At 74.6% G+C, this 24,247-nt stretch carries 21 protein-coding genes; 9 read left to right on the forward strand and 12 right to left on the reverse strand.

Annotation, left to right across the window (positions count from 1 at the left end; all coding sequences use genetic code 11):
• Window positions 1-36: 36 nt before the first annotated feature.
• The 4 genes from G7Z13_RS13390 to G7Z13_RS13405 form a co-directional block, all read right to left on the reverse strand.
• The gene (locus tag G7Z13_RS13390) at window positions 37-1,536 is read right to left on the reverse strand and encodes an NAD(P)/FAD-dependent oxidoreductase (protein WP_165999060.1); all 1,500 of its coding nucleotides are present in this window, start codon (window positions 1,534-1,536) and stop codon (window positions 37-39) included.
• Window positions 1,537-1,967: 431 nt separating this feature from the next.
• On the reverse strand, window positions 1,968-2,597 hold the full coding sequence (locus tag G7Z13_RS13395; protein WP_165999062.1) for a TetR family transcriptional regulator: 630 nt from the start codon (window positions 2,595-2,597) through the stop codon (window positions 1,968-1,970).
• 50 nt (window positions 2,598-2,647) lie between these two features.
• Complete coding sequence (locus tag G7Z13_RS13400) at window positions 2,648-4,732, reverse strand: YhgE/Pip domain-containing protein (RefSeq protein WP_165999064.1); 2,085 nt, start codon at window positions 4,730-4,732, stop codon at window positions 2,648-2,650.
• The gene (locus tag G7Z13_RS13405) at window positions 4,704-5,648 is read right to left on the reverse strand and encodes an ATP-binding cassette domain-containing protein (protein ID WP_240926199.1); all 945 of its coding nucleotides are present in this window, start codon (window positions 5,646-5,648) and stop codon (window positions 4,704-4,706) included. The genes G7Z13_RS13400 and G7Z13_RS13405 overlap by 29 nt, the downstream gene beginning before the upstream one ends.
• Before the next feature lie 180 nt (window positions 5,649-5,828).
• On the opposite strand from G7Z13_RS13405, the gene G7Z13_RS13410 reads away from it, so the two are divergent.
• The 3 genes from G7Z13_RS13410 to G7Z13_RS13420 all read left to right on the forward strand — a co-directional run bounded on the left by G7Z13_RS13410 (window position 5,829) and on the right by G7Z13_RS13420 (window position 8,051).
• Window positions 5,829-6,386, forward strand: coding sequence for an SAV_6107 family HEPN domain-containing protein (locus tag G7Z13_RS13410; protein WP_165999068.1), 558 nt, complete (start codon window positions 5,829-5,831; stop codon window positions 6,384-6,386).
• Window positions 6,387-6,600: 214 nt separating this feature from the next.
• On the forward strand, window positions 6,601-7,371 hold the full coding sequence (locus G7Z13_RS13415) for a methyltransferase (RefSeq protein ID WP_165999070.1): 771 nt from the start codon (window positions 6,601-6,603) through the stop codon (window positions 7,369-7,371).
• A gap of 287 nt (window positions 7,372-7,658) precedes the next feature.
• On the forward strand, window positions 7,659-8,051 hold the full coding sequence (locus G7Z13_RS13420) for a DUF3040 domain-containing protein (protein WP_073942861.1): 393 nt from the start codon (window positions 7,659-7,661) through the stop codon (window positions 8,049-8,051).
• 393 nt (window positions 8,052-8,444) lie between these two features.
• On the opposite strand, the gene G7Z13_RS13425 is transcribed toward G7Z13_RS13420, so the two are convergent.
• The 4 genes from G7Z13_RS13425 to G7Z13_RS13440 form a co-directional block, all read right to left on the reverse strand.
• On the reverse strand, window positions 8,445-10,946 hold the full coding sequence (locus G7Z13_RS13425) for a DUF3488 and transglutaminase-like domain-containing protein (RefSeq protein WP_165999072.1): 2,502 nt from the start codon (window positions 10,944-10,946) through the stop codon (window positions 8,445-8,447).
• A complete protein-coding gene (locus G7Z13_RS13430; protein ID WP_240926200.1) occupies window positions 10,946-12,454 on the reverse strand; it encodes a DUF58 domain-containing protein in 1,509 nt (502 codons plus the stop codon). The genes G7Z13_RS13425 and G7Z13_RS13430 overlap by 1 nt, the downstream gene beginning before the upstream one ends.
• Window positions 12,454-13,464, reverse strand: coding sequence for a MoxR family ATPase (locus tag G7Z13_RS13435; RefSeq protein ID WP_166004921.1), 1,011 nt, complete (start codon window positions 13,462-13,464; stop codon window positions 12,454-12,456). Before G7Z13_RS13435 ends, G7Z13_RS13430 begins: the two co-directional genes overlap by 1 nt.
• 319 nt (window positions 13,465-13,783) lie before the next feature.
• Window positions 13,784-14,332, reverse strand: a complete 549-nt coding sequence (locus G7Z13_RS13440) for a carbonic anhydrase (protein ID WP_240926201.1) — start codon at window positions 14,330-14,332, stop codon at window positions 13,784-13,786.
• A gap of 419 nt (window positions 14,333-14,751) precedes the next feature.
• On the opposite strand from G7Z13_RS13440, the gene rsmH reads away from it, so the two are divergent.
• Together rsmH and G7Z13_RS13450 are read left to right on the forward strand one after the other, a co-directional pair.
• On the forward strand, window positions 14,752-15,708 hold the full coding sequence (gene rsmH / locus G7Z13_RS13445) for a 16S rRNA (cytosine(1402)-N(4))-methyltransferase RsmH (RefSeq protein WP_165999075.1): 957 nt from the start codon (window positions 14,752-14,754) through the stop codon (window positions 15,706-15,708).
• Between the two features lie 82 nt (window positions 15,709-15,790).
• The gene (locus G7Z13_RS13450) at window positions 15,791-16,378 is read left to right on the forward strand and encodes a septum formation initiator family protein (protein WP_165999077.1); all 588 of its coding nucleotides are present in this window, start codon (window positions 15,791-15,793) and stop codon (window positions 16,376-16,378) included.
• A gap of 185 nt (window positions 16,379-16,563) precedes the next feature.
• Here G7Z13_RS13450 and G7Z13_RS13455 read toward each other — a convergent pair whose 3' ends face one another.
• Window positions 16,564-17,688, reverse strand: coding sequence for an ROK family transcriptional regulator (locus G7Z13_RS13455; RefSeq protein WP_240926202.1), 1,125 nt, complete (start codon window positions 17,686-17,688; stop codon window positions 16,564-16,566).
• A 56-nt stretch (window positions 17,689-17,744) separates the two neighbouring features.
• Between G7Z13_RS13455 and G7Z13_RS13460 the strand changes: the two genes are divergently transcribed.
• The 3 genes from G7Z13_RS13460 to G7Z13_RS13470 all read left to right on the forward strand — a co-directional run bounded on the left by G7Z13_RS13460 (window position 17,745) and on the right by G7Z13_RS13470 (window position 20,338).
• A complete protein-coding gene (locus tag G7Z13_RS13460) occupies window positions 17,745-18,836 on the forward strand; it encodes a Gfo/Idh/MocA family oxidoreductase (protein WP_165999079.1) in 1,092 nt (363 codons plus the stop codon).
• A gap of 38 nt (window positions 18,837-18,874) precedes the next feature.
• A complete protein-coding gene (locus G7Z13_RS13465) occupies window positions 18,875-19,363 on the forward strand; it encodes a heme-degrading domain-containing protein (protein ID WP_166004927.1) in 489 nt (162 codons plus the stop codon).
• 105 nt (window positions 19,364-19,468) lie between these two features.
• Window positions 19,469-20,338: an LLM class F420-dependent oxidoreductase gene (locus G7Z13_RS13470; protein ID WP_165999081.1), complete on the forward strand. Its 870-nt coding sequence runs from the start codon at window positions 19,469-19,471 to the stop codon at window positions 20,336-20,338.
• Window positions 20,339-20,474: 136 nt separating this feature from the next.
• Here G7Z13_RS13470 and G7Z13_RS13475 read toward each other — a convergent pair whose 3' ends face one another.
• From G7Z13_RS13475 to G7Z13_RS13485, 3 genes are all read right to left on the reverse strand, one after another.
• On the reverse strand, window positions 20,475-21,332 hold the full coding sequence (locus G7Z13_RS13475; RefSeq protein ID WP_165999083.1) for a fumarylacetoacetate hydrolase family protein: 858 nt from the start codon (window positions 21,330-21,332) through the stop codon (window positions 20,475-20,477).
• Window positions 21,333-21,486: 154 nt separating this feature from the next.
• Window positions 21,487-22,203 (reverse strand): YidC/Oxa1 family membrane protein insertase, encoded by a 717-nt coding sequence (locus G7Z13_RS13480; protein ID WP_165999085.1) that lies wholly within the window; start codon window positions 22,201-22,203, stop codon window positions 21,487-21,489.
• 114 nt (window positions 22,204-22,317) lie between these two features.
• Window positions 22,318-22,650: a DUF6412 domain-containing protein gene (locus G7Z13_RS13485; protein WP_165999087.1), complete on the reverse strand. Its 333-nt coding sequence runs from the start codon at window positions 22,648-22,650 to the stop codon at window positions 22,318-22,320.
• 209 nt (window positions 22,651-22,859) lie between these two features.
• Between G7Z13_RS13485 and G7Z13_RS13490 the strand changes: the two genes are divergently transcribed.
• Window positions 22,860-23,873: an SEC-C domain-containing protein gene (locus tag G7Z13_RS13490; protein ID WP_165999088.1), complete on the forward strand. Its 1,014-nt coding sequence runs from the start codon at window positions 22,860-22,862 to the stop codon at window positions 23,871-23,873.
• Window positions 23,874-24,247 lie beyond the last annotated feature (374 nt).

The raw sequence follows: 24,247 nt of genomic DNA on the forward strand, positions 1-24,247 counted from the left end.
GCGGGACTCACCGCGCGGCTCCGGTCCGCCGCGGGCTCACTGCGAGCCGCGGAAACCCGGCCCCTCCACGATCAGACCGGCGACCAGCGCGCCCGACATCCCCGCGTGCGGCAGTCCGCCGCCCGGGTGGGACCAGCCGCCCACGGTGAACAGCCCCGCCACGCCCGTGGGGTTTCCCGGATGCAGCAGCCGCCCCCCGTCCGCGGCCAGCGCCGGCGCCGGGACGGCCCCGTCCGCCGCGCCGGTCGCCTCGGCGATGTCGGCCGGAGTGCACAGCTCGTGCCACAGCAGCCGCTCGCGCAGGTCGGGCACGGCCCGCTCGGCGGCCGCGATCATGCGCTCCGCGTGCCGCCGCAGCTCCTCCCCGGCGGCACCCGCCGGGACGGCGGCCGTCAGGGTGACCGCCTCGTGGTCCGCGTCCGGGACCAGCTCCGGGTCGTCCGGGCGCAACACGGTGACCGTCGGCTCGGCCGCCGACCCCGGCCCGCCGTCGAACACGTGGACCGGCTCGGCGTCCCGGTCCCGCGGATGCACGACCGTCCGGTGCGCCGTCCCCTGCGGCCGGGCGCCGCGCAGCGCCAGCAGCACCGTCAGCCGGCTGGGCAGTCCGCGCCGGGCCGGCACCTCGCCCGCGCGCCGCACCGGCAGGTTCCCGGCGACCCGGTCCAGCGTGCCCGGGTCGACCCCGGCGACCACGAAGTCCGCCTCCGCGACCGCGCCGCCGGCCAGCTCCACGCCCACCGCGCGGCCGTCCTTCTCCAGCACCCGCGCGACCTGCGCGCCGAAGTGGAACTCGACCCGGCGGGCGAGGCAGCGGTCGTACACCGCGCGGGCCAGCTCGCGCAGACCGCCGCGGACGTACCAGGTGCCGAAGGCGTGCTCCATGTACGGCAGCACCGCCGCGCTCGCCGGGGTAACGCGCGGGTCCAGCCCGTAGGCCAGGGCGTGGCTGTCCAGCAGGGCGGCCAGGCGGGGGTCGCGCAGCTCCCAGGCGCCGATCTCGGCGAGCGTGCCGGCCCGGCGGGTGCGCAGCAACCGCCTGTGGGGGACCGCCGGATACGGCTCCTTCTCCGCCAGCACCTGCCAGTTCGGCCACAACGGCTCCTCCAGGAGCGGTCGGCGGGTGCGGTCCCACGCCTCGCGGGCCCGCACCAGGAAGTCGCCCCAGCGGTCACCCGCGCCCGCGCCGAGCGCCTCGTCCAGCGCGGCGACCACGCCCGCGCGGGAGGCGTTCGGCAACCAGACCGCCGTGCCGTCCGGGAAGACATGGCGCGCCGAGGGGTCCACCTGGACCAGCCCGACACACTCCTCCAGCGGCTCCTTGCCGGTCTTGACGAACAGATCGCGGTAGACCGCGGGCAGGGGCAGCAGCCCCGGTCCCGTGTCGAAGCGGAAGCCGTCGCGCTCCCGCCGGCGCAGCGCGCCGCCGTACGTGTCCGTCCGCTCGTACACCGCCACCCGGTGGCCCGCGACGGCCAGCCGGGCGGCGGCCGCCATCGCGCCCATCCCGGCGCCGATCACCGCAATCCGTGCCATGCCGGCGACTTTAGCCGCCGCCACCGCCAGTCACTCCGGCCGCACCCCCGACCGGGACCGGGGCGAGCGCGCGGGGCTGAGTATCCGTACCTAGGTGCCGAGATGAGTACGCGCGCGGATGGGGAGCGGCCCGCGCGGACGAGAGAGTGGAGGCACGGAGAAGGGGCACGGCTCCGGCACCGGCGACACGGGGCGCCGGAACGGAGCGGCCCTCGATCCGCTCCGTCCGCCGGCCCCGGTCGGCGGATGCGAGGCACGGGGGGGAACACCCGGGGGACGACCGCAACGGGCGTCCGACGGGGGAACGTACGGGGGAAACGGGGGAGTACGGGGGAACGGGGGAAACGGGGGAACCGGCAGGCGCCGGTCTGAGCAGTGGCCCGCGGGGGACGCGGCCACGCCGGACCGGCGCCTTCGCCGTTCCGCGGCGCTCAGCGGCGCCCGCTCACCCGCCCCTGGAGCAGCCGCGACAGCGCCGCGTGGACGTCGTCGAGGGTGCGCTCGGGCTGGAAGGACTGCCAGTCCAGGGCGGCCACCAGGACCATGCCGACCAGCGCCGCCGCGGTCAGCTGGATGTCGATCTCCTCGGCCAGCTCGCCGTTCTCCACGCCCGCGCGGAGCACGTCCTCGACCACCGCCACCACCTGCCGGCGCACCACCATCAGGGTGGACTGCCAGGCCCGGTTGGTGCGCCACAGCTCCGCCACGTACAGCTGGGTGAAGGCGGGGTACCGGGCGATGAACCCCAGCCCCGCGCGGATCATCGCGTCCAGCGCGTCGACCCGGCTGCCGCCGCTGCGCTCGGTCTGCTCCGCCGCCTCCTTCAGCGAGGCGGTGAGCAGGCCCACCCCGTGCCGCAGCAGCTCCTCGAAGAGGACCGACTTGCTGGCGAAGTTGTAGTACACCGTGCCCTTGGCGACCCCCGCGCGTTCGGCGATCTCGTCCACCGTGGTGGCCGAGAAGCCCTGCTCGGCGATGAGGGTCACGGCCGCCTCGTAGAGCTTCTGCCGGGTGGCCTCGCGGCGGGTGCTGCCGCCCGACGGGGCGCTGCTGCTTTCCATGGCCCTGATTGTCACAGCAACGGCCTCGTCGGACGGCACGGGAGGCGAGGTCACAGGCTCAGCTCCGGGTGCAGCTTGTCCAGCGTCCACACCTGGCGGCGGCGGGCCGACAGGGCGGTCAGCGCCAGCGCGCCCAGCGTGAAGGCCGCCAGCACCGCGCATGCCTGCCAGACCGGCCCCAGTCCGCCGCCCGTGATCAGCCGGCGCAGCGCCTCCACGACGTAGGTCATCGGCAGCCACGGGTGGATCGCGTTGAAGAAGCCCGGACTGGTCTGCACGGGGTAGGTGCCGCCCGCCGAGGTCAGCTGGAGCATCAGCAGGGCCAGCACCAGGATCCGGCCGGCCGCCCCGAAGCGGGCGTTGAGCAGCTGCACGATCGCCGCGAAGCAGCCCGTCACCAGGAACAGGAAGCCCACCGTCCCGGCCGCGCGGGCCATCTCCAGGCCCACCGCCCAGTGCAGCACCGCCATCAGCGCCCCGGTCTGCGCGACGCCGATCGCCAGCACCGGCAGCCAGCCCGCCAGCGCGATCCGCCAGGCCGAGGCGCCCGCGGCGAGCGCCCGCCGGTTCAGCGGCGGGATCAGCATGTACGCCACCATCGCGCCCACCCACAGGGACAGCGGGATGAAGTACGGCGCGAAACCGGTGCCGTAGTTGGGCGCGCGGTGCAGGGACTGCGCGGCGAGCCGCACCGGGTCCGCCATGACCTCGGTGCGCTCGTCGCGTTCCCGCTCGTCGTAGTCGGGGATCTTCTCCGCGCCGTCGTGCAGCCCGTCGGCGAGCTTCACCGAGCCGTCGACCAGCTTGTACATGCCGCCGCTGAGGTCGTCCGCGCCCGTCTTCAGCTTCCCGACGCCCTGGTCCAGGTCGACCGAGCCGGTCCTCGCGGTGCCGAGGCCCGCGTGCAGCTTCTCGGCGCCCGCGGCGACCTTCCCGGCGCCCGTGTTCAGCTGGTTGATCCGCTTGACGGCGTCGTCCAGGTCCTCGGACAGGTGCGGCGAGCGGTCGGCGAGCGCCTGGGCCTGCTTCTGGAGGGTGGCCAGGTGCTTGTCGAGCTTCTTCAGGTCGCTGTCGTGCTGGGTGACGAGCGTGTCGAGGTCGCCGGCGACCGCCGCCACGTCGGCGGCGGCGCCCTTGGCCAGCTTGAGGTCGGCGCACGCGGCGTCGGGCAGCGTGGCCTCCTCACAGCGGGTCTTGTACACGCCGTCCAGGGTCTGGGAGGCCTCCCGGGCGCGTACGGCCGCCGCCGGGGCCGTCTTGTCCAGGCTGCCCAGGTTCTCGCGGACGGCGCCGGCCGAGTCCGCGACGAACTGGGCGGTGTCCCCGATGAACTCCTCGTTGTCCGTCAGGAAGGGGCCGATCCGGCCGGAGAAGCCGTTGACCTTGTCGGCGAGCGTCTGGGTGCCCTCCGCGACCCTCTTGGCCCCGTCCTCCAGGTCCCCCGCGCCCTTGTGCAGCTTCTTCAGGCCGGAGGCCAGGTCGCCGCTGCCGTCCTTGGCGTCCCTCAGGCCGTCCGCGAGGTCCTTGGAGCCCTTCTCCGCCTTGCCGATGCCGCCCTTGAGCTGGTCGGCGCCGCTCGCGGCCTTCACGGTCTCGCCGTGGATGTCGGAGAACGAGATGAAGATCTTGTCCAGGAACGACCGCGACGCCTTGGTGGACGCCGCCGTGCGCACCTCGCTGAACACCGTCCGCGAGATCTGCCCGACGATGTAGTTGTTGGCGTCGTTGGTGCGCACCTGGAGCGCGCCCGTCTCGGGGGAGTCGCCGGAGCTGGAGGCGATCCGCGCGCTGAAGTCCCGCGGCATGGTCAGCGACAGGTAGTACCGGCCGTCCTCCACGCCCGCGCGGGCCTCCTCGGCGCTCACCTCGTGCCAGTCGAAGACCTCGCTCTCCCGCAGCCCTTCGACGATGTCGTCGCCCGCGCGGAGCTTCTTCCCGCCGGCCGTCGCCCCCTTGTCGTCGTTCACGAGCGCCACGGGGAGCCGGTCGAGCCGGCCGTACGGGTCCCAGAAGGACCACAGGTACAGCGCCCCGTACAGCAGCGGCAGCAGCAACAGCGCCACCAGGCCCGCGCGCGGGAGCTTGCCGCGCGTGAAGCGGCGCAGCTCAAGCCCGGCCAGTTTCGGCGACCTCATCGGCCGTCTCCTTCACCTCGTCGTCGGCCTCGGCCTGGTCCATGTCGCTGTCGCCGGCTTCGTCCGTGCGTCCGTCACCGGCCGCGCGCGCGTCCCCGTCCCGGTCACCGGCCGCGCGTGCGTCCCCGTCGCCGTCGCCCGCCGCGCGCGCGTCCCCGTCCCGGTCGTCCCCCTCGCCGTCGTCGGCCGCCTCGGTGTCCTCCGTGCTCCGCCGCGCGGTCCGCGTGGACACGGCCACCGTGCCCTCGGGGGCCTCGCTGCACACCGCCAGGACCGTCGTCCCGGCGTCGGCGAGGGAGCGCAGCAGCGCCCACACCTCGTCGTGTTCGGCCTCCGACAGCTTCAGATCGGTGTCGTCCACGGCGAGCAGCCCGGGGCGGGAGATCAGCGCGAGGGCGACGGACAGCCGCAGCGCCTCCACCCGCTCCAGATCGCGTACGGCGGTGCGGGTGCCCTTGGGCAGGGCCGCCGGGTCCAGGCCCGCGGCCCTCAGCGCGGCGTCGACGCGCAGCGCGGCCTCGTCGCGGCGCTCACCGCGCGGCCTGAGCAGCCCGCGCAGGGAGTCCCCGAACCGGCGCTGGAGCAGCACCCGCTCACGCAGGTGCTCGCCCACGGTCAGCGCGGGCTCCAGGTCGGTCACGCCCGGCACGTGCGCGAGCGCGCTGACCCGGCGCACCGCCGCCATCTGCCGCGGCAGCCGGGCGCCGCCCACCACCGCCGTCCCCTCGGCGGCCTTCATGCGCCCGGTCAGCGCGAGCAGCAGACAGGTGCGGCCCGAGCCGGACGGCCCCTCGATAGCGATCAGTGAGCCGGGTTCCGCCTCGACGCGCACGCCGCGGAACGCCCAGCCCCGCGGCCCCCTGACGCCGAAGTCCCGGGCGCTGACGGCGAGTCCCCCCGTCGCACGCTCTCCCACAGCAGGTCTCCCAGAGGTGAGCCAACATTTGAACTGACTGGTCAGTGCAAAAACTAGCCCGAACCTTCGATCGAGGCAAAACCCCAGGTCAGATCGGATTGTCAGTGCCATACCTCACGATGGGCACATACGGCACCCCGTATGAGGGCGTGCCGTCACCCAGACGACAGGAGGTTCGTCATGGCCCACTCGTCCGCCGCCGCGCGCCGGCGCCGCACCACCGGCCCTGCCCCCTCACTGACCGGCCCCGCGAGCGATGTCCACCCCGTCCTGCGCCGCGCCTCGGCACCGCCCGCCGCGCTCGACCTGCTCGCCAAGGCCCGCGCCGGACTCCACGAGGCCGCCGACCTCGAATCGCCGAACGAGCGCTATGCGACGGCCCACCTCGCCGCCCTGCGCACCGCCGCCGCGGTGCTGGCCGCCCGCGGCCGGCCCGAGACCAGCCCACGACGCCGGGCCCGTATCCGGAGCGCCTGGGAAGTGCTCCCCGAGATCGCGCCCGAGCTGACCGAGTGGAGCGCCCTGTTCGCCTCCGGCGCCCGGCGCCGTGCCCTCGCCGAGGCCGGCGTCCAAGGCGCGGCCGGCAGCCGGGACGCCGACGACCTGATACGGGACGTGGCGATGTTCCTCCGCCTGGTGGAGCGCATGCTCGTCCTCCAGCCGGTCCTCCCGCAGCCACGCGCGGACGGGGAGGGGGATGCTCAGGGCACAAGCCACCGGATGCCGGACGCGGGCTGACGGCCGCCGAGGCGCGGGGACGGCCGGACCTGGGGCGCGGGGACACCGGGACGGTGGCCGTCGTCGCACCCCCGGTACGGGTGACCAGGCAGGCCACCGGAGGCAATAGGGTGGAGGACGCCTGAAGCCTTCCCCTCCGGCACCCCGGAGCCCGGAGGGCAGCCCGTTCGCCCCGCCCTGCGACAGGCGGTGCCGTGCCGAGGAGTCAACTGCCGTGTCGGACCCGATGCGACCCCGCGCCTCACTCCGTACCGCCGTGGTCTGGGAGGTCCTCCAGGACGCCCTGGACCGCCGGGTCAAGGCCACGGGCCGGGAGTCGCTGGACGTCCTCGACACCGGAGGCGGCAGCGGCAAGTTCGCGGTGCCCGTCGCCCGCCTCGGCCACCGCGTCACCGTCGTCGACCCCAGCCCCAACGCGCTCTTCGCGCTGGAGCGCCGTGCCGCCGAGGCCGGTGTCGCCGACCGGGTGCGCGGGGTGCAGGGTGACGCGCACGGGCTGTTCGACGTGGTCGAGCGCGGCGGCTACGACGCGGTGCTCTGCCACGGTGTCCTGGAGTACGTCGACGACCCGGCCGAAGGCGTCCGCAACGCCGTGGCCGCCCTGCGCGCCGAGGGCGTGCTCAGCGTCCTCGCCGCCGGGCTCGGCGGCGCCGTGCTCGCGCGGGCCCTCGCCGGCCACTTCACGGAGGCCAAGCAGGCCCTCGACGACCCGAACGGCCGCTGGGGCGCCGGTGACCCCATGCCGCGCCGCTTCACGGCCGACCAGCTCACCGGACTGGTCGAGGGCGCGGGCCTGCGCGTCGCCGCGGTGCACGGCGTCCGGGTCTTCGCCGACCTGGTGCCCGGTGTGCTGGTGGACACCGAGCCCGGCGCCATGGACGCCCTGCTCCGGCTGGAGGCCGCGGCCGCCGAACTGCCCGCCTTCCACGCCGTGGCCACACAGCTTCATGTGCTCGGTGAGACCCAGGTGGGTACACGGGGCTGAGGGGACCGCAGGCGCCTTCCGTGACCCGCCGCTGATCAGGGCATTGGTTGCGGATGGAGTACGCCACAGGCCCCCCGATCGAGCGGTTCCCGCCGTATGATCGAGGGAGACCGCTCGGCATGACGGGTCGGCGACTGGGGAATGCAAGCCTCAGCGAGCCGGGACGACCATGACGGAAACCGGTTGGCCAATTGGCGTAGAGGGGCGGGTTTCACGGGGGCGATTCCCTGCCTATCCTGAAGGGACCCCCCGAGTCGCCCCGGCGACTGCACGATGAGGAGGACTCCGTGCCGCTCTCAGAGCACGAGCAGCGCATGCTCGAGCAGATGGAGCGAGCGCTGTACGCCGAAGATCCCAAGTTCGCGACAGCGCTTGAGGGAAGCGGGCTGCGTACGTACACCCGGCGACGGGTCTACCAGGCGGTCGCGGGCTTCCTCGTTGGTATCGCGCTCCTCATGGCCGGAATGGTCGCCAAGCAGGTGTGGCTCAGTGTGGTGGGCTTCCTCGTCATGCTGGGATGCGCGGTGCTCGCCGTGACCGGCTGGCGCAAGGCCCCCCGTCCGGGTGAGCAGCCCGGCGGCGGTCCGCACGCCCGCCACCAGGGACGCCAGCGGCGCTCGATGATGGACCGGATCGAACAGCGCTGGCAGCGACGCCGTGACGAGCAGCAAGGCCACTGAGCCGCTCCTCCGCTCCACGCCGGCCTAGACGTCTGTGAGGGGGCTGCCACCCCGCCGGGTGGCAGCCCCCTCACGCATGCCCACGTCGGACGAGACGCCGACCACGGCCAGGCCCAGGACCAGGGCGGGCCCACGTCACAGTCGAATGCGCATCCGCAGCCACCCCGCCCCCCACCCGCTCATGCCCACGCCAGAGCACGGCCGCGGCGGACGCTGCCTGCTTTTACGCAGGGCACGCACGCCCGTCCGCCCATGACCGCCCCTGGCTCTGCCGCCCTCTAGCGGCAGAGCCAGCCCTTCAGCCGCTCCGCCGCCCTCAGCGGCAGAGCCCCTCAGCCGCTCTGCTGCCCCGACGGCCGGCGGCCGCTCCGCCGCCCTCAGCGGCAGAGCCCCTCAGCCGCTCTGCTGCCCCGACGGCCGGCGCAGCAGGGCCGCCCAGCGGGTCGACCAGCGGGCCCGGACGGCCGTCCAGCGGTCCGCCGCGTCCCACAGCGCCCGGCGCGCGGAACGCGGTGCGAGGACCGCCCGCACCCGGGTACGCCAGCCGACCCGGGCCCGCAGCGCCGCCCGCACCCGCCGCACCTCGGCGGGCAGCCCGCTCGCCGCCTGCGGCCGTGGCGCGAACAACACCTGCTCGACCGCGCCGGCGATCCGGTGCACCGCCTCGGCGGCGCCCTCCTCCAGCCGGCCGAGCCGTACGATCCGCGCGGCCGCCGTGCGCGGGGTGAGCGCGTCGTCCGGGACGATGCCGTAGTCCCACGCGGTGTCCGTCAGCTCCCGCCACAGGGCCAGCACGTGCCCGGCGGCCACCTCGGCCGCCCGCCGCTCCGCCTCACCGGGCAGGGCCTGCATCTCGATGCCGTCGGCGTGGCCCTCGCCGCCCCGGTCGGCCCGGCCCCGGCCGAGCACCCCGGCCGCGCCGGACCGGAGGTGCGGCGTCGAGGCCAGCCGCACCGACCGCCGCCGCAGCCGCCACAGCATGGGCAGCAGGGGCAGGACGACGACCAGCGCCCCGAGCCCCACCCACAGCGCCGTCCGGTACCAGGGCCCGCTCTCCTCGCCCGGGTCGCCCGGGTCCAGCGGGAGCGCGGCGCCGCACTCCTGGAGCCGCTTCTGCTGCGGCGTGCAGCCGTCGCTCGCCGACGGCTCCGCCGAGGGCGCCTGGGCCGTCGGCCGGGATGTCTCCGGCAGCTCCGGCACGCTGCTGCCCGGGATCTCCGGCACGGTGTACGGCGGGGTGGAGCCCCGGTTCGGGGTCGGCTCGAAGCGGGTCCAGCCCACGCCCTCGAAGTACAGCTCCGGCCAGGCGTGCGCGTCGCGCAGCCCCACCGACACCGTGCCGTCCGCCTGCGGGGTGCCGGGCGCGAAGCCCACCGCGACCCGGGCCGGAATGCCCAGGGTGCGGGCCATCGACGCCATCGCGAACGAGAAGTGGACGCAGAAGCCCTGTTTGTCCCGCAGGAAGCGGGCGATCGCCCGCGAGCCGCTGCCGACGTCGACCCGGGTGTCGTACTCGAAGCCGCCGTTCAGCGCGAAGTACTCCTGGAGCTTCACCGCCTGTTCGTACGGGTTCGCGGCGCCCTCGGTGACCTCGCGGGCGGTGCGGGAGACCACGGCCGGCAGCGAGTCCGGCACCTCGGTGAACTCGCGCCGCAGAGCCGGCGGCGGCGCCGGGGCGTCGGCGAGCTGCCGCGCGGTCGGCTGCACCTCGAGGCTGGTCACCGTGTACCGGGCGCCGCGCGTGTTCTGGCCGTGGTCGCCGACGAGGGTCATCCCCACCGGCTCGTACCGCCAGTTGCCGTCGACGTCCACACCGCTCGGCGGGTACGGCATCGGCAGCCAGTCCTGTGCGTACCAGTCCGCGGCCGCGATCCGGGTGCGGACCTCCGCGCGCCGCACGTCCGGGCCGAGACCCTGCGGGGTCGGGAACTCGTCCGGCACCGTCACGATGTCGCGCCGGGACGGCTTCCAGGTGGTGCCGTCGAAGTCGTCCAGGGACACGATCCGCAGGTAGAGGCTGGAGAGGCTGTTCGTCTCGGTGCGCAGGGAGAGGACCTGGCGGTCCTCGTTCACGTTCAGGCTGTCGCGCAGCGACACCAGCGGGTTCACCGCGGAGATCGTGCCGCCGCCTCCGGGGCCGGTGCCGACCCCGGTCCCGGCGCCCTCCAGCAGACCGCCGCTCATCGCGGGCAGGGCCAGCGGCGCCACCAGGGCCACGCCGAGCGCCACCGCGCCGATCCGCCGCCCGGTGCGCACCGGGGCCACCGCCGCCGCGGGCGGGCCGCCCGACGTGCGCGGCGCCGCGGCGAAGACCCGGCCCCACTGCGACAGCCGCTCCCGCCCCTCGGCGAGGAGCATCATCAGATAGCCGACCGCGGCGATCAGGAACCACAGCCAGTCGGCCGCGCCGTCGGCCAGCCCCGCGGCCACCGAGTACAGCGCGAGCAGCGGCAACCCGGCCGGGGCGGCGCTGCGGAAGGTCACCGCCAGGGCATCCACGGCGAGCCCGATCAGCAGCACCCCGCCGATCAGCATCAGCCGGATGCCGTCCGTGAGCGGCGCCGGGGTCGCGTACCGGGACACGTCGTCCGTGCCCTGCTGGAACAGGCCGGCGAAGCGGGCGAAGGCCTCCGGGCCCGGGACCAGCCCGGCCAGGGCCTGCTCGCGCGCGAAGACCAGGGTGAGCAGCAGCAGGGTGACCACCAGCTGTGCCGCCACGGTCAGCGGCCGGGCCAGCGGCACCCGGCGGGCGGCCGCGCCCACGGACGTCTGGATCACCAGCAGCACGGCCGCCTGGAGGGACCAGGTGGCCGGGTCGACCAGCGGCAGCAGTGCGCACGCGGCCATCAGCGTGGCCGCCGCCGCGCAGATGGCCATCCGGGCCCGCCCGCTCATCACCGCGCCTCCCCGCCGCTCGCGCCCATCGCGCCCGCACCGAAACCACCGGCGCCCGCGCCGCTCGCACCGAACCCGTCGGCGCCCATCGCGCCCGCACCGCTCCCGCCCGTCCCGGCCGTGCCGAGCCCGTTCGCGCCGCCGTGCCCCAGGCCGCTCGCCGCGACCACGCCGCCGCGCTCGCGGTCCGCCTGCCGCCACATGTCGTCCAGCGTCGCCCCGCGCGGGACGCTCACCGCGGTCCAGCCGGCCTCGCGCAGCATCCGCAGCCCCTCCTCACCACGGCTCACCGGCCCGGCCGGCGCCGGGTGCGGCTCGCGCACCCACACCTCGCTGTCCAGCAGGAACGCGACGGCGGCCCCGCTGCGCTGGCGCATCCGCGCGGCCGTGGCGGCCTGCTCCTCGTCGAGGTCGCCGAAGAACGCCACCAGCAGTCCCTCGTTGCCGCCGCGCAGCACGTCGTAGGCGCGCGACAGGCCCGAGCCGTCCGAGTGGCCGATCACCGCGAGGGTGTCCATCATCAGCCCCGCCGCGTCCGCCGACTCCTGGTCGGCGCCCGCGAACCCGTCGGCGCCCTCACCGGGCACCGAGCTGCCGGTGTCCGTCAGCAGCCGCACCGAGAAGCCCCGCTCCAGCATGTGCACCAGGACGGAGGCGGCGCCCGACACGGCCCACTCGAACGCCGAGTCGGGGCCCGCGCCCCGGAAGGCGGCGCCGCGCGTGTCCAGCAGCACCGTGCAGCGGGCGCGCTGCGGCTGCTCCTCGCGGCGCACCATCAGCTCGCCGTAGCGGGCGGTGGAGCGCCAGTGCACGCGGCGCAGGTCGTCGCCGTAGCGGTACCCGCGCGGGATCACGTCGTCCTCGCCGGCCAGGGCCAGCGAGCGCAGCCGGCCGTCGCCGTACCCCTTGGCCTCGCCGGTCAGCCGCACCGGCGCCAGCGCCTCCACGCGCGGGATGACGGTCAGGGTGTCGTACGCCGAGAAGGCGCGGGTCAGCTCGCACATGCCGAACGGGTCGGTCAGGCGCAGCTGGAGCGGGCCCAGCGGATAGCGGCCGCGCAGGTCGGAGCGGACCCGGTAGGACACCTCGCGGCGCCCGCCCGGCTCCACCCGGTCCAGCACGAACCGGGGGCGCGGACCGAGCACGTACGGCACCCGGTCCTGGAGCATCAGCAGACCGGTGGGCAGCCGCGAGACGTTGTCGACGCGCAGCTGGACCCGGGCCTCGCTGCCGGCGGGCACGCGCGCGGGGGAGAGGCGGCGGCTGCCCGCGACCCGGTAGCGGGTGCGGTACAGCACCGTCGCGCACACCAGCGGCAGCACCGCGAGCAGCAGCCCGACGCGCAGCAGGTCGCTCTGGCCGAGGACGTAGGAGCAGATCGCCGCCGCCACTCCGGCGGCGAGGAAGGAGCGCCCGCGGGTGGTCAGACCGGCGAGGGCCGTGCGCAGCCCGCCCCCTTCGCCCTCCGGCTGTCCGGGCCGGGCCGGCCGCACCGCCCCCGAGCTCATCACAGCCTCCGGGGCGGCTGCTGGCCGTAGGCCGTGGCGCCGTGGCCCAGGCCGTAGGCGCTCTGCTGGGGGGTGGCGGGCACCGGGGTGCGCTGGAGGATGTCCTGCACCACCTGCTCCGAGGTGCGCCGGTTGAGCTGGGCCTGGGCGGTGGGCAGCAGCCGGTGGGCGAGCACGGGCACGGCGAGCGCCTGTACGTCGTCCGGCAGCGCGTACTCCCGGCCGCTGAGGGCGGCGGACGCCTTGGCGGCGCGCAGCAGGTGCAGGGTGGCGCGCGGCGAGGCGCCGAGTCTGAGGTCGGGGTGGACGCGGGTGGCGGCCACCAGGTCCACCGCGTACCGCCGGACGGTCTCGGCGACGTGGACGCCGCGCACGGCGTCGATCAGCTTCACGATCTCGTGCGCGTGGGCCACCGGCTGGAGGTCGTCCAGCGGGCTGACCCCGCCGTGCACGTCCAGCATCTGGAGCTCGGCCTCCGGGCTCGGATAGCCGATGGAGACCCGCGCCATGAAGCGGTCGCGCTGGGCCTCCGGCAGGGGGTAGGTGCCCTCCATCTCGACCGGGTTCTGGGTGGCCACCACCATGAACGGGCTGGGCAGCTCGTAGCTCTGCCCGTCGATGGTGACCTGGCGCTCCTCCATCGACTCCAGCAGCGCCGACTGGGTCTTCGGCGAGGCGCGGTTGATCTCGTCGCCGATCACTATCTGCGCGAAGATCGCGCCCGGCTTGAACTCGAAGTCCCGGCGCTGCTGGTCCCAGATGGACACGCCGGTGATGTCCGACGGCAGCAGGTCGGGCGTGAACTGGATGCGCCGCACCGAGCAGTCGATGGACCGCGCGAGCGTCTTGGCGAGCATCGTCTTGCCGACGCCGGGCACGTCCTCGATGAGCAGGTGCCCCTCGGCGAGGAGCACGGTCAGCGCGAGCCGTACGACCTCGGGCTTGCCCTCGATCACGCCCTCCACCGACGCGCGCACGCGCTCCACGACGGCGGTCAGGTCGTCCCCCACCCCCGGATTCACTCCGGTGGGGGTACCCCCATGGCTCGCCCGGTCGTCATAGGTCGTCACCCGGCCCTCCTAGGCCCCGTTCTCCATGACCGACGCTCTGGTTCGCGCGATCGGCCCACCCCGAAACACGGACGGCGCCCGGAGATAGTTCCGCGCGACGCCACCACCGCATTCTTGTTGCCGTTACCGGTTCGTGTCACTCGACTGTGGACAACTGTCCGTGATATGTCGGCTTTCCTGCGATATGGCGGCGCCGCGGGCGCGGATCGACAGCGAAACGACAGCCCCGCCCCGCGGTCACGGGCGGGCCGGAGGGGGATCAGGCGTGGTCGATCTCGCGCAGCAGACCCGTCTTCACGTCGTAGACGAAGCCGCGCACGTCGTCGGTGTGCGGCAGGAACGGCGAGGTGCGCACCCGCCGCATCGACTGCCGTACGTCCTGGTCGACGTCCCGGAAGGACTCCACCGCCCAGGAGGGACGCTGGCCGACCTCCTGCTCCAGCTCGGTGCGGAAGTCCTCGGTCAGGGTCTCCATGCCGCAGCCGGTGTGGTGCACGAGGACGACGCTGCGCGTGCCGAGCTTGCGCTGGCTGATGGTCAGCGAACGGATCACGTCGTCGGTGACGACGCCGCCGGCGTTGCGGATGGTGTGGCAGTCGCCGAGCTGGAGACCGAGCGCCGAGAGCACGTCGAGCCGGGCGTCCATGCAGGCCACCACGGCGACCCGCTGGACCGGGCGGGCGTCCAGGTCGGAGTGGGTGAAGTCGGCGGCATACCGCTCGTTGGCCTCGACGATCCGGTTCGTGACGGAACCTGCGGGAGCGGCGGTGTCCTGGGCGGCGGTGGGAACCGATGCAGAAGTCGTCATGAGTATGACGTTACTGGTCATCCGCGGCCGGGTCCTGCTGTGAGAGGGGGCAAAAGAGCGTCATCGGGCCGTTCTGTGACGTACCCCACAAGCGTGGCGCGCGGCCTCCGTCCGGGTGGTCCGCCGGCTCCGCCGGTGTCGCCCGCGCCGCCCGTGGCGACGCGCAGGCCGGTTGATTGACCGGGCCACAGGGTGGACTAAAGTGACGCGAAGCGGGAGGCGAGAGGCGCCCTCCCAGCTGGACAGCATTCCCGGAGTCCCCGGCGACGCACCGGAGAACCCCACGCGCGTGGCGCGTACGTACGGCTCGGCCTCCACCCGCTCCGGCCGGCCGACGCCCCAGGCGCCGGCCCGCCTCCCCTTCACGAGCGGGCGGGGACCCGGCGGTGCGTGCCGCCCGCCGGACCTGAGAGGGCCCCTTGAGCCAGAGTCGACACGTCCCGGTGATGCTCCAGCGGTGCCTGGACCTGTTGGCCCCCGCCCTCCAGGCCCCCGGAGCGGTGGTCGTCGACTGCACCCTCGGACTCGGCGGCCACAGCGAGGCACTGCTCGCCCGCTTCCCCGAGGCCCGGCTCGTCGCCCTCGACCGCGACAAGGAGGCGCTGCGCCTGTCCGGCGAGCGGCTCGCCCCCTACGGCGAGCGCGCCACCCTGGTGCACGCCGTCTACGACGAGCTGCCCGAGGTGCTCGGCCGGCTCGGCGTCCCGCGCGTCCAGGGCGTCCTGTTCGACCTCGGCGTCTCCTCCATGCAGCTCGACGAGGCCGACCGCGGCTTCGCCTACGCCCAGGACGCCCCGCTCGACATGCGCATGGACCAGACGACCGGCGTCAGCGCCGCCGAGGTCCTCAACACCTACCCGCCGGGCGAGCTGGTGCGGATCCTGCGCGCCTACGGCGAGGAGAAGCAGGCCAAGCGGATCGTCGCGGCCATCGTCCGCGAGCGCGAGAAGGAGCCGTTCACCAACAGCGCCCGTCTCGTCGAACTGATCCGCGACGCGCTGCCGCAGGCCGCCAAGCGCACCGGCGGCAACCCCGCCAAGCGCACCTTCCAGGCCCTGCGGATCGAGGTCAACGGCGAGCTGTCGGTGCTGGAGCGGGCGATCCCGGCCGCCGTCAGGGCGCTCGCCGTCGGCGGGCGGATCGCCGTGCTGTCGTACCACTCCCTGGAGGACCGGCTGGTCAAGCAGGTGTTCGCGGCCGGTGCCGCGTCCACCGCGCCGCCCGGTCTGCCCGTCGTCCCCGAGCGCTACCAGCCGCGGCTCAAGCTGCTCACGCGCGGTGCCGAACTCCCCACCGAGGAAGAGGTCGCCGAGAACCGCCGGGCCGCACCGGCCCGGCTGCGCGGCGCCGAGCGCATCAGGGAGGACGTCGAGTGAGCCAGGCGCAGGGCCGGACGCGCGCGGGCGCGGGCCGGCCGGCCGGACCCGCCGGGAGGGCGCGCGCCCGCCGGGAGGGCGTGTGAGCGGCAAACCCCAACTGAAGGGCAGGGCGGCACGGCTCGCGCGGCTCTTCCCCACCGCCCCGGGCCAGGCCGCCCGCACCCCCTTCGTCCTGCTCGTCGTGCTGCTCCTCGGCGGCGGCCTCATCGGCCTGCTGGTGCTGAACTCCGCGCTCAGCGAGGGCTCCTTCGAACTGGCCGACCTGCAGCGCGAGACCAAGAACCTCACCGACGAGGAGCAGGCCCTCCAGCGCGACATCGACGCCTACTCCGCGCCCGACGCCCTCCAGCGCCGCGCCCGCGAACTCGGCATGGTCCCGGGCGGCGACCCCGCCTTCCTGAACCCCGACGGCACGATCAGGGGCATGCCGTCCCCCGCTCCCGCCGCGGCCGCGCAGGGCACCGCGCGCGTCCCGCTCGTCCTCGCCCCCGAGGCCATGCGGGACGCCCCCGCGGTCGTCCCCACGCCCGCCACCTCCGCCGCGCCGCCCGCCACCTCGTCCGCGCCCCCGGCCGGTGCCCCGGCGACCACCCTCTCCGCCGCCCCCACGGCCCCCCACCCCGCCCCGTCCGCCCCGACGACGCCCCCTACGACCCCCGGCAGGTGACGGAAGTGGCTGACGACTTCGGCAGGCAACCGCCGCGCCGCCGGGTCCCCGGACCCGCGCGGCCCCCCCGCTCCGGCGCGCCGCGCCCGCCCGCCCCCCCCCCCCCCCCCCCCCCCCCCCCCCCCCCCCCCCCCCCCCCCCCCCCCCCCCCCCCCCCCCCCCCCCCACCCCGCTCACCCACCGCCTCACGACTCCGCCCGCCCGAACAGCGGCGCCAGCAGCAACTGCGCCGCCCCCTCGGCGACCCCCCGCTCACCACCGGGGGCGACCCGTACGGGCACCGTGGCCGCGCCCTCACGCCGGGCGCGGTCGGCGAGGACGCGGGTGACACCGCGTACGAACGCCTCCGGCGCGCCGGCCACCGTACGGCCGCCGAGCAGGACGAGGTCGATGTCGAGCAGCCCGACGAGGTTGGCCGCGCCCGCGCCGAGTACGCGCGCGGCGGCGTCGAGGTCGCCGTCCGCGACGGCGGCCAGGCACAGGGCCTCGATGCAGCCGCGCCCGCCGCAGGTGCAGGGCGGCCCGTCGAGCTGGACGACCTGGTGCCCGAACTCCCCGGCGCCGGTCCGCGCCCCGCGGTGCACGGCGCCGCCGATCACCAGCCCGGCGCCCAGCCCCGTACCGAGGTGGAGGTAGGCGAACGACCCCACGTCGCGGCCGACCTCCTCCCCCACCGCGAGCCCGAGCGCCGCCGCGTTGGTGTCCTTGTCGACGACCACCGGCATCCCGAGCCGCCGCGCCAGCGCGTCCCGCAGCGGGAAGCCGTCCCACTCGGGGAACCCGGTGACCCGGTGCAGCACGCCGCGCCCGTGGTCGAGCGGACCGGGCAGGGCGACGCCCACACCGAGCACGCCCTCCGCGGGGCGAGGGACCGCACCGCTGCCGACCAGGCCGGCGACCTCCCGCCGTACGCCCTCCAGGACGGCCTCCGCGCCCGCCCCCAGGTCCAGCGGAGCCCGCCGCTGCGCCACCACCGCGCCGGTGAGGTCCACGAGCACGGCTCGCAGCTCGTCCCGGTCGAGATGGACCCCCACCGCGTGTCCGGCGTCCGGGACCAGCCGCAGGACGGTGCGGGGCTTGCCGCCGGTGGAGGCGCGGCGCCCCGCCTCGGCGGCCAGCCCCTCGCCCCGCAGCCGTGCGGTGATCTTGCTGACCGCCTGCGGGGTGAGTCCGGTGCGCTCGGCCAGCTCCAGCCGGCTGATGCCCTCCTCGCCGGCCGTGCGCAGCAGGTCCAGCACCAGCGCGGTGTTGTGGCTGCGCAGCGCCAGCAGATTCGCGCCCGCGCTCTCGGCTGCGTTCGTCCGGTTCACGCGACCTATTCTCCCCGCCGCTTGCACTTTGGCAACAGCGTTGCGAAAGTGGACGCATGACGACTGGCACCTCAGGCACCCCCCTCCGCGTCGGCCTCATCGGCTACGGCCTCGCGGGATCCGTCTTCCACGCCCCGCTGATCGCCGCCACCGACGGCCTGGCCCTCGACACGGTGGTCACCTCGAACCCGGAGCGGCAGGACCAGGCCCGCGCCGCACACCCGGGCGTCCGGATCGCCGCCACCCCGGACGAGCTGTTCGACCGCGCCGGCGACCTCGACCTGATCGTCATCGCGTCCCCGAACAAGACGCACGTCCCGCTCGCCGGCACCGCCCTGAAGGCCGGTCTGCCGGTCGTCGTCGACAAGCCGGTCGCGGGCACCGCCGCCGAGGCGCGCGAGCTGGCGGCCCTGGCCGAGGAGCGCGGCCTGCTGCTGTCGGTCTTCCAGAACCGCCGCTGGGACAACGACTTCCTCACCCTGCGCGCGCTGCTCGACCAGGGCGAGCTGGGCGACGTATGGCGGTTCGAGTCCCGCTTCGAGCGGTGGCGCCCGCAGCCGAAGGGCGGCTGGCGGGAGTCCGGCGACCCGGCGGAGATCGGCGGTCTGCTGTACGACCTCGGCAGCCATGTCGTCGACCAGGCCCTGGTCCTCTTCGGCCCCGTCACCCAGGTCTACGCGGAGTCGGTGATCCGCCGCGCCGGCGCGGAAACCGACGACGACACGTTCCTCGCGCTGACGCACGCCAACGGCGTCCGCTCCCACCTGTACGTCTCGGCCACGGCCGCCCAGCTCGGCCCGCGCTTCCGGGTGCTGGGGTCGCGGGCGGGGTACGTCAAGTACGGCCTGGACCCGCAGGAGGCGGCCCTGCGCGAAGGGCTGCGCCCCGGCGGCGCGGACGGGGACGGCTGGGGCGCGGAGCCCGAGTCCCTGTGGGGCCGCGTCGGCGCGGGAGAATCCCCGGCGACCGGCGGCGGCCGGCCGGTGCCCACGCTGCCCGGCGACTATCCCGCCTATTACGCGGCGGTGGCCCGCGCGGTGTCGCAGGATGGCCCCAACCCGGTGACCGCGCTGGAGGCGGCCGCCGCCCTCGACGTACTGGAAGCGGCCCGCCGTTCGGCCCGAGACGGAGTGACGGTGACCCTGTGACGCACCCGCAGAAGCACACCCCGCACACCCCGCACGCCATGACCCCCAAGATCGCCCCCGAGCTGACGCCGAGCGTCGAGGAACTGGAGGCCCAGGAACGCCGCCTGGTCTTCCGCCGGTTCACGCACGACGACGCCTGGGAGCTGGGCTCCCTCCTGGTCCGGCTGGCCCGGGAACGCCAGGCCCCGGTCGCCATCGACATCCACCGCGCCGGCCAGCAGCTCTTCCACGCGGCGCTGCCCGGCTCCACGCCCGACAACGACGCGTGGATCGCCCGCAAGCGCCGGGTGGTGGAGCGCTACGGCTCGGCGTCGTACCTGGTCGGCGCCCGGTTCCGCGCCAAGGGCACGACGTTCGAGGAGTCCTCCCGCCTCGACCCGGACGAGTACGCCGCGCACGGCGGCTCCTTCCCGGTCACCGTGGAGGGCGTGGGCGTGGTCGGCGCGGTCACGGTCTCCGGACTGCCGCAGCTCCAGGACCACCGGTTCGTCGTGGAGGCGCTGGAGGAGTTCCTGAAGCTCTCCTGAACGGCCATCGGTTCCCGTCACCGCTTCCCCCGACGGGAAATACGTGACCGGTCCCTCCGGTTGGCACGGCAGTAACTGCCGCAGCACGCCGGAGGGATCACACGTATGAGCACGCCGCCCTTGAAGGAGCAGATCGGCCGGTACGGCATCTGGAGCGTCGGCCTGCGCGGCGAGGACCCGGCCCGCGCCGGTGAACGGGCCGAGGCGGCAGCCGAGTTGGAGGAGCTGGGCTTCGGCGCGGTCTGGCTCGGCGGCAACAGCGCGGCCGAGCACGCCGCCCCGCTGCTGAAGGCCACCTCGGCGCTCACCGTCGGCACCAGCATCCAGAGCATCTGGCAGCACGAGCCCGCCGACAGCGCGGCCTCCTTCGCCGAGCTGCACTCCGCCCATCCCGGCCGCTTCGTCCTGGGCCTCGGCGTGAGCCATGCCCGGCTGGCGGCGCAGTACCGGCGGCCGTACTCCGCCCTGGTCCGCTACCTCGACGCGCTGGACGAGGCGGGCGTCCCGGCGGAGCGCCGCACCCTCGCGGCCCTCGGCCCGAAGACCCTGGAACTGTCCCGCGACCGGGCCACCGGGGCGATCCCCTATCTGGTGACGGCGGAGCACACCGCGCAGGCCCGCGAGATCCTGGGCGACGGCCCGCTGCTCGCACCGGAGCTGAAGGTGATCCTGGAGAGCGACCCGGACCGGGCGCGCGCCCTGGCCCGCGAGGCCCTCGCCATGTACCTCGCCCTGCCCAACTACACCAACAACTTCCTCCGCACCGGCTTCACGGAGGACGACCTGGCGAACGGCGGCAGCGACCGGCTGATCGACGCGGTGTACGCCTGGGGCGACGAGGAGCGCATCCGCGCCCGCATCGACTCCTTCACCGCCGCGGGCGCGGACCACGTGGCGCTCCAGCTCGTGGACGGCGGCCCCAGGGAGTCCCTGCCGAGGGAGGGCTGGCGGCGCCTGGCCTCACTGCTGGGCTGAAACGGAACCTGTTCAGGGGGGCGCGGGGAACTGCGCGGCCAACCACGGCTAACCCGCAGCCGCCGACGCACCGCGACCCCCCACGCCACCCAAGCGCCTCCTACGCCCCGCGACCCCCCACGCCCCCAAGCGCCCCTTACGCGCCGCGCAGCACCTGCCGCTGCCGCCCGAGCCCTTCCACCTCCAGCTCGACCACGTCCCCGGGCCGGAGATAGGGCTTGGGCTCGGGCTGCCCGAACGCCACCCCCGCCGGCGTCCCGGTGTTGATCACATCGCCCGGGTAGAGCGTCATGAAGTGCGACAGGTACCGCACGACCTCCCCCACGGAGAAGATCTGCTCCGCCGTGCTGCCGTCCTGCTTCAGCTCCCCGTTGACCCACAGCCTCAGCCCGAGCTTCTGCGGGTCCGGCACCTCGTCCGCCGTCACGAGCCACGGCCCGAGCGGGTTGAACGTCTCGCAGTTCTTGCCCTTGTCCCAGGTGCCGCCGCGGTCCATCTGGTACTCCCGCTCGGACACGTCGTGCGCCACCGCGTACCCCGCGACATGCGCGAGCCCGTCCTCGGCGGACTCCAGATAGCGGGCCGTACGCCCGATGACGACGGCCAGCTCGACCTCCCAGTCGGTCCGCACCGAGCCGCGCGGCACCAGCACGGTGTCGTACGGCCCGACCACGGTGTCCGCGGCCTTCAGGAAGACGACCGGCTCGGCCGGCGGCTCGGCCCCGGTCTCGCGCGCGTGGTCGTGGTAGTTCAGCCCGATGCACACGACCTTGCCGATGCCGCCCACCGGCGGACCGATCCGCACCCCGGCCGCGTCCAGCAGCGGCAGCTCCCCGCTGCCGGCGGCGGCCCGTACGCGGGCCATCGCCGCGTCGTCCGCGAGCAGCGCTCCGTCGACGTCCGGCACGACACCCGACAGGTCCCGCAGGTTGCCGTCGGCGTCGAGCAGCGCGGGCCGCTCGGCCCCGGCCGTACCGACTCGCAGCAGCTTCATGATCACAATCTCCCTCGATCGCGGCGGTCCGCCGAGACGGCGGCCGGGTGCGGCGGCGCGCGGCCATCGGAGGACTTGGCCGATCCTCCAAGGCGGGGGTCCAGTCCGCAATACCCCGTTCACGTACTGGACCCGCGAGGGCGGCGGTGCGGGGTCAGCGGTAGAGCACGGCCCGCTCGAGGGCGCTCCACGTCGTGCTGGTGACGACGTACAGGGCGGCGGCCAGTGGCACGACGGCCACCGTGATCAGCGTGAAGAAGGACATGAACGGCATGACCTTGGTGACGGCGCCGATTCCCGGCGGCTGCTGCCCGCCGTCCGCCACGGGCACCACCGGTTGGGCGGCCATCATGGTCTTCGTACGCCGGTAGGTGAACGCGGCGACGGCCGCGACGAGGACGAACAGCCCGGTGTACACGAGCCCCGCCTCCCCGAAGGGGCCGCCCGCGCTCAGCGCGTCCGCCCAGTGGTCGCCGAGCGGGGCGCCGAGCAGCCGGTGCCCGAGCAGCTCGTTGGCCTCGCCGCCGATCGCCGGGCTGGAGAAGAGGTGGTAGAGGAGGAAGAAGGCGGGCAGCTGCAGCAGCCCGGGCAGGCAGCCGGCCAGCGGCGACACCTGCTCCTCGCGGTGCAGCTCCAGCACGGCCCGCTGCAGCCGCTCCGGGTCCCTGCGGTACTTCTCGCGCAGCTCGGCGATCCGCGGCTGCAGCCGGGTGCGCGCCTTCTGCCCGCGCGCGGCGGCCCGGGACAGCGGATGCACCAGCAACCGCACGAGCGCGGTGAACAGGACGATCGCGGCGGCGGCCGCGGAGCCGTGGAAGAGCGGTTCGAGCAGCTCGGCCAGCCGCTCGACGAGGTGGGCGAAAACGGACATGAGTGAGTGAGCCCTCCGGGGTCTTGTCGTGCCGTGGGACATGGCGGCATGACGACCCGCGCGGAGCGGGATCACCCGAGGTGGATGCTGCTGGATGTCCTGCCGGACGTCCTGCTATCCGCCCTGCTGGATGCCCTGCGCGCAGGTCGCCGGGAGGGCACGCCCGGGCGCTCGGGGTCGCGTACGCCCCCGCGCGTCGGGATCTCGTTGCGGCAGGAAGGCCGTACGGCGGTCACGGTCCCGGATCGCGGTCCGGACCCGCGTCGGCGGCACGGCGGGCGCGCAGCGCGCGGCGATCAGCGAACAGACGGCCAGCGCGGACCCGGCGGCGGCGGTCGCGGCGAGCGCGACGGTCGCGGAGAGGCTGCCGGCGTCGAGCAGGACGAGCTGGAGGACGAGGAGGAGCAGCAGGGCGGCGGGACGCAGCTTGCCCAGGGCCTGGACCACCGACGTGCCCCCCTTCCGCCTCACCTCGCGCAGATGTACGTAGGAACGGTTATACCTCAGCGCGGTGACACGACGAGGAGACCGCCGGCCGTGACGGCATACGGAGGCCGGCGCTCCGGAGCTGCGGGGGACGGAGTGGCGTCGTACCGGGCCGCCACTGATCGCGAGATACCTGACCCTTGTCAGTGGAGGGCAGTACGGTGTCCATCATGCGCCCCGACACGCCCGCCGAAAACGTCGACCACCACGCCGAAGCGGCCCGCCTGGAGCGAACCGCCGGACTGTATCCCGAGGACGCCGAGGCCCTGCTGCTGCGCGCCGCGGCCCACCGGGAACTGGCCGGCGACCGCCCCGCGGCGACAGCGCTCTACGACCGCCTGCTCTCCCGCCCGGCCGACCTGGAACACCCCCACCTCGTCCGCGCCCTCAAGGCCGCGAACCTGTGGGAGTACGGCCATGAGGCGGAGGCCCGCGCGATCATCGAGGGCATCAGGACGGCCGCCCCGCGCGATCCCGCCCCCTGGGTGATCGTCGCGGAGGCCCTGGAGTCGCACGACGAGCTGGAGGCGGCGCAGGAGACGTACACGGAGGGCGCGCGAGGCCTCCTCACGGACGGGGAGGAGCCCCCGCACGCCGCCCACCCGCTGCTCTTCGGCCGCCACCGCGTCCGCCGCATGCTGGGCGTCCCGCACGACGCCTGGGACACCCTCGCGGACACCCTCCACACCTCCCCGGTCCCCCTGGACGAACTCCACGACCCGAAGCGCGTCTGGTCCCTGGGCTCGGAGAACCCGGCGGAGCTCCGCGCGGAGATCTCCCGCCTCCAGGCGGAGCTGGGCACGTTCCGCGCGGCCCTGTCCCGCCCCTTCCCGGTGGCGATCCTCCACTGGCCGCAGCCCGAACTCACGGAACTCCTCGCCGACTATCCGTCACTCGCCTCGGAGTACCCCTCCTACGAGGCCCACCTGGCCGCCATAGAGTCCGCCCTCCGCGAGCTGTCCGCCTCCGGCACCTCCAACCTCGGCATCGTCCACGGCACGGTCCCGTCCTACGAGGCCTTCGCGGCATCGGAGGGCACGTCCCCGTCCGACCCGACCCTGCTGCCGCAGTACGCGACGGTCCTGGCAGCAAGGGGACGAGCGGTGGCTTGGCCGCCGGAGCGGGGGGATGGGTGTTGGTGTGGGGTGGGGCGGGCTTATGGGGAGTGTCATGGCGTCGCTTAGCGAGCTGCATTCGCGCTGACGCTAAGCCTGAACAAGGGGGGTATTGCATCATGCCAGACGGTTTGACTTCGACCGCGACCGGTTACCTGAACGCTCTGCAATCATTGCGTGTAGACAGGTCAAAAGGGGAGCCAGCACGGCATCAACCCCTGGTCCTCCTGTGGGCTATGGGAAGGGCCTATCAGCGCAAAAGCCGCCTGACTCCATGGCGAGATTCCCAGCGCACGCTACGAAAGCTGCTAGAGCGTCACGGACGCCCTAACTCGACCCCGGACCCTCAGTACCCGTTTACCGCCCTACACCGCTCGCCGGTTTGGCGGCTAGACGGAGTACACGAGACGGAGGTCCCTCAAGCCCGCGGGTCCTCGCTCATC

The organism is Streptomyces sp. JB150 (genome assembly GCF_011193355.1).
In the GTDB taxonomy this organism is placed as follows: Bacteria; Actinomycetota; Actinomycetes; order Streptomycetales; family Streptomycetaceae; genus Streptomyces.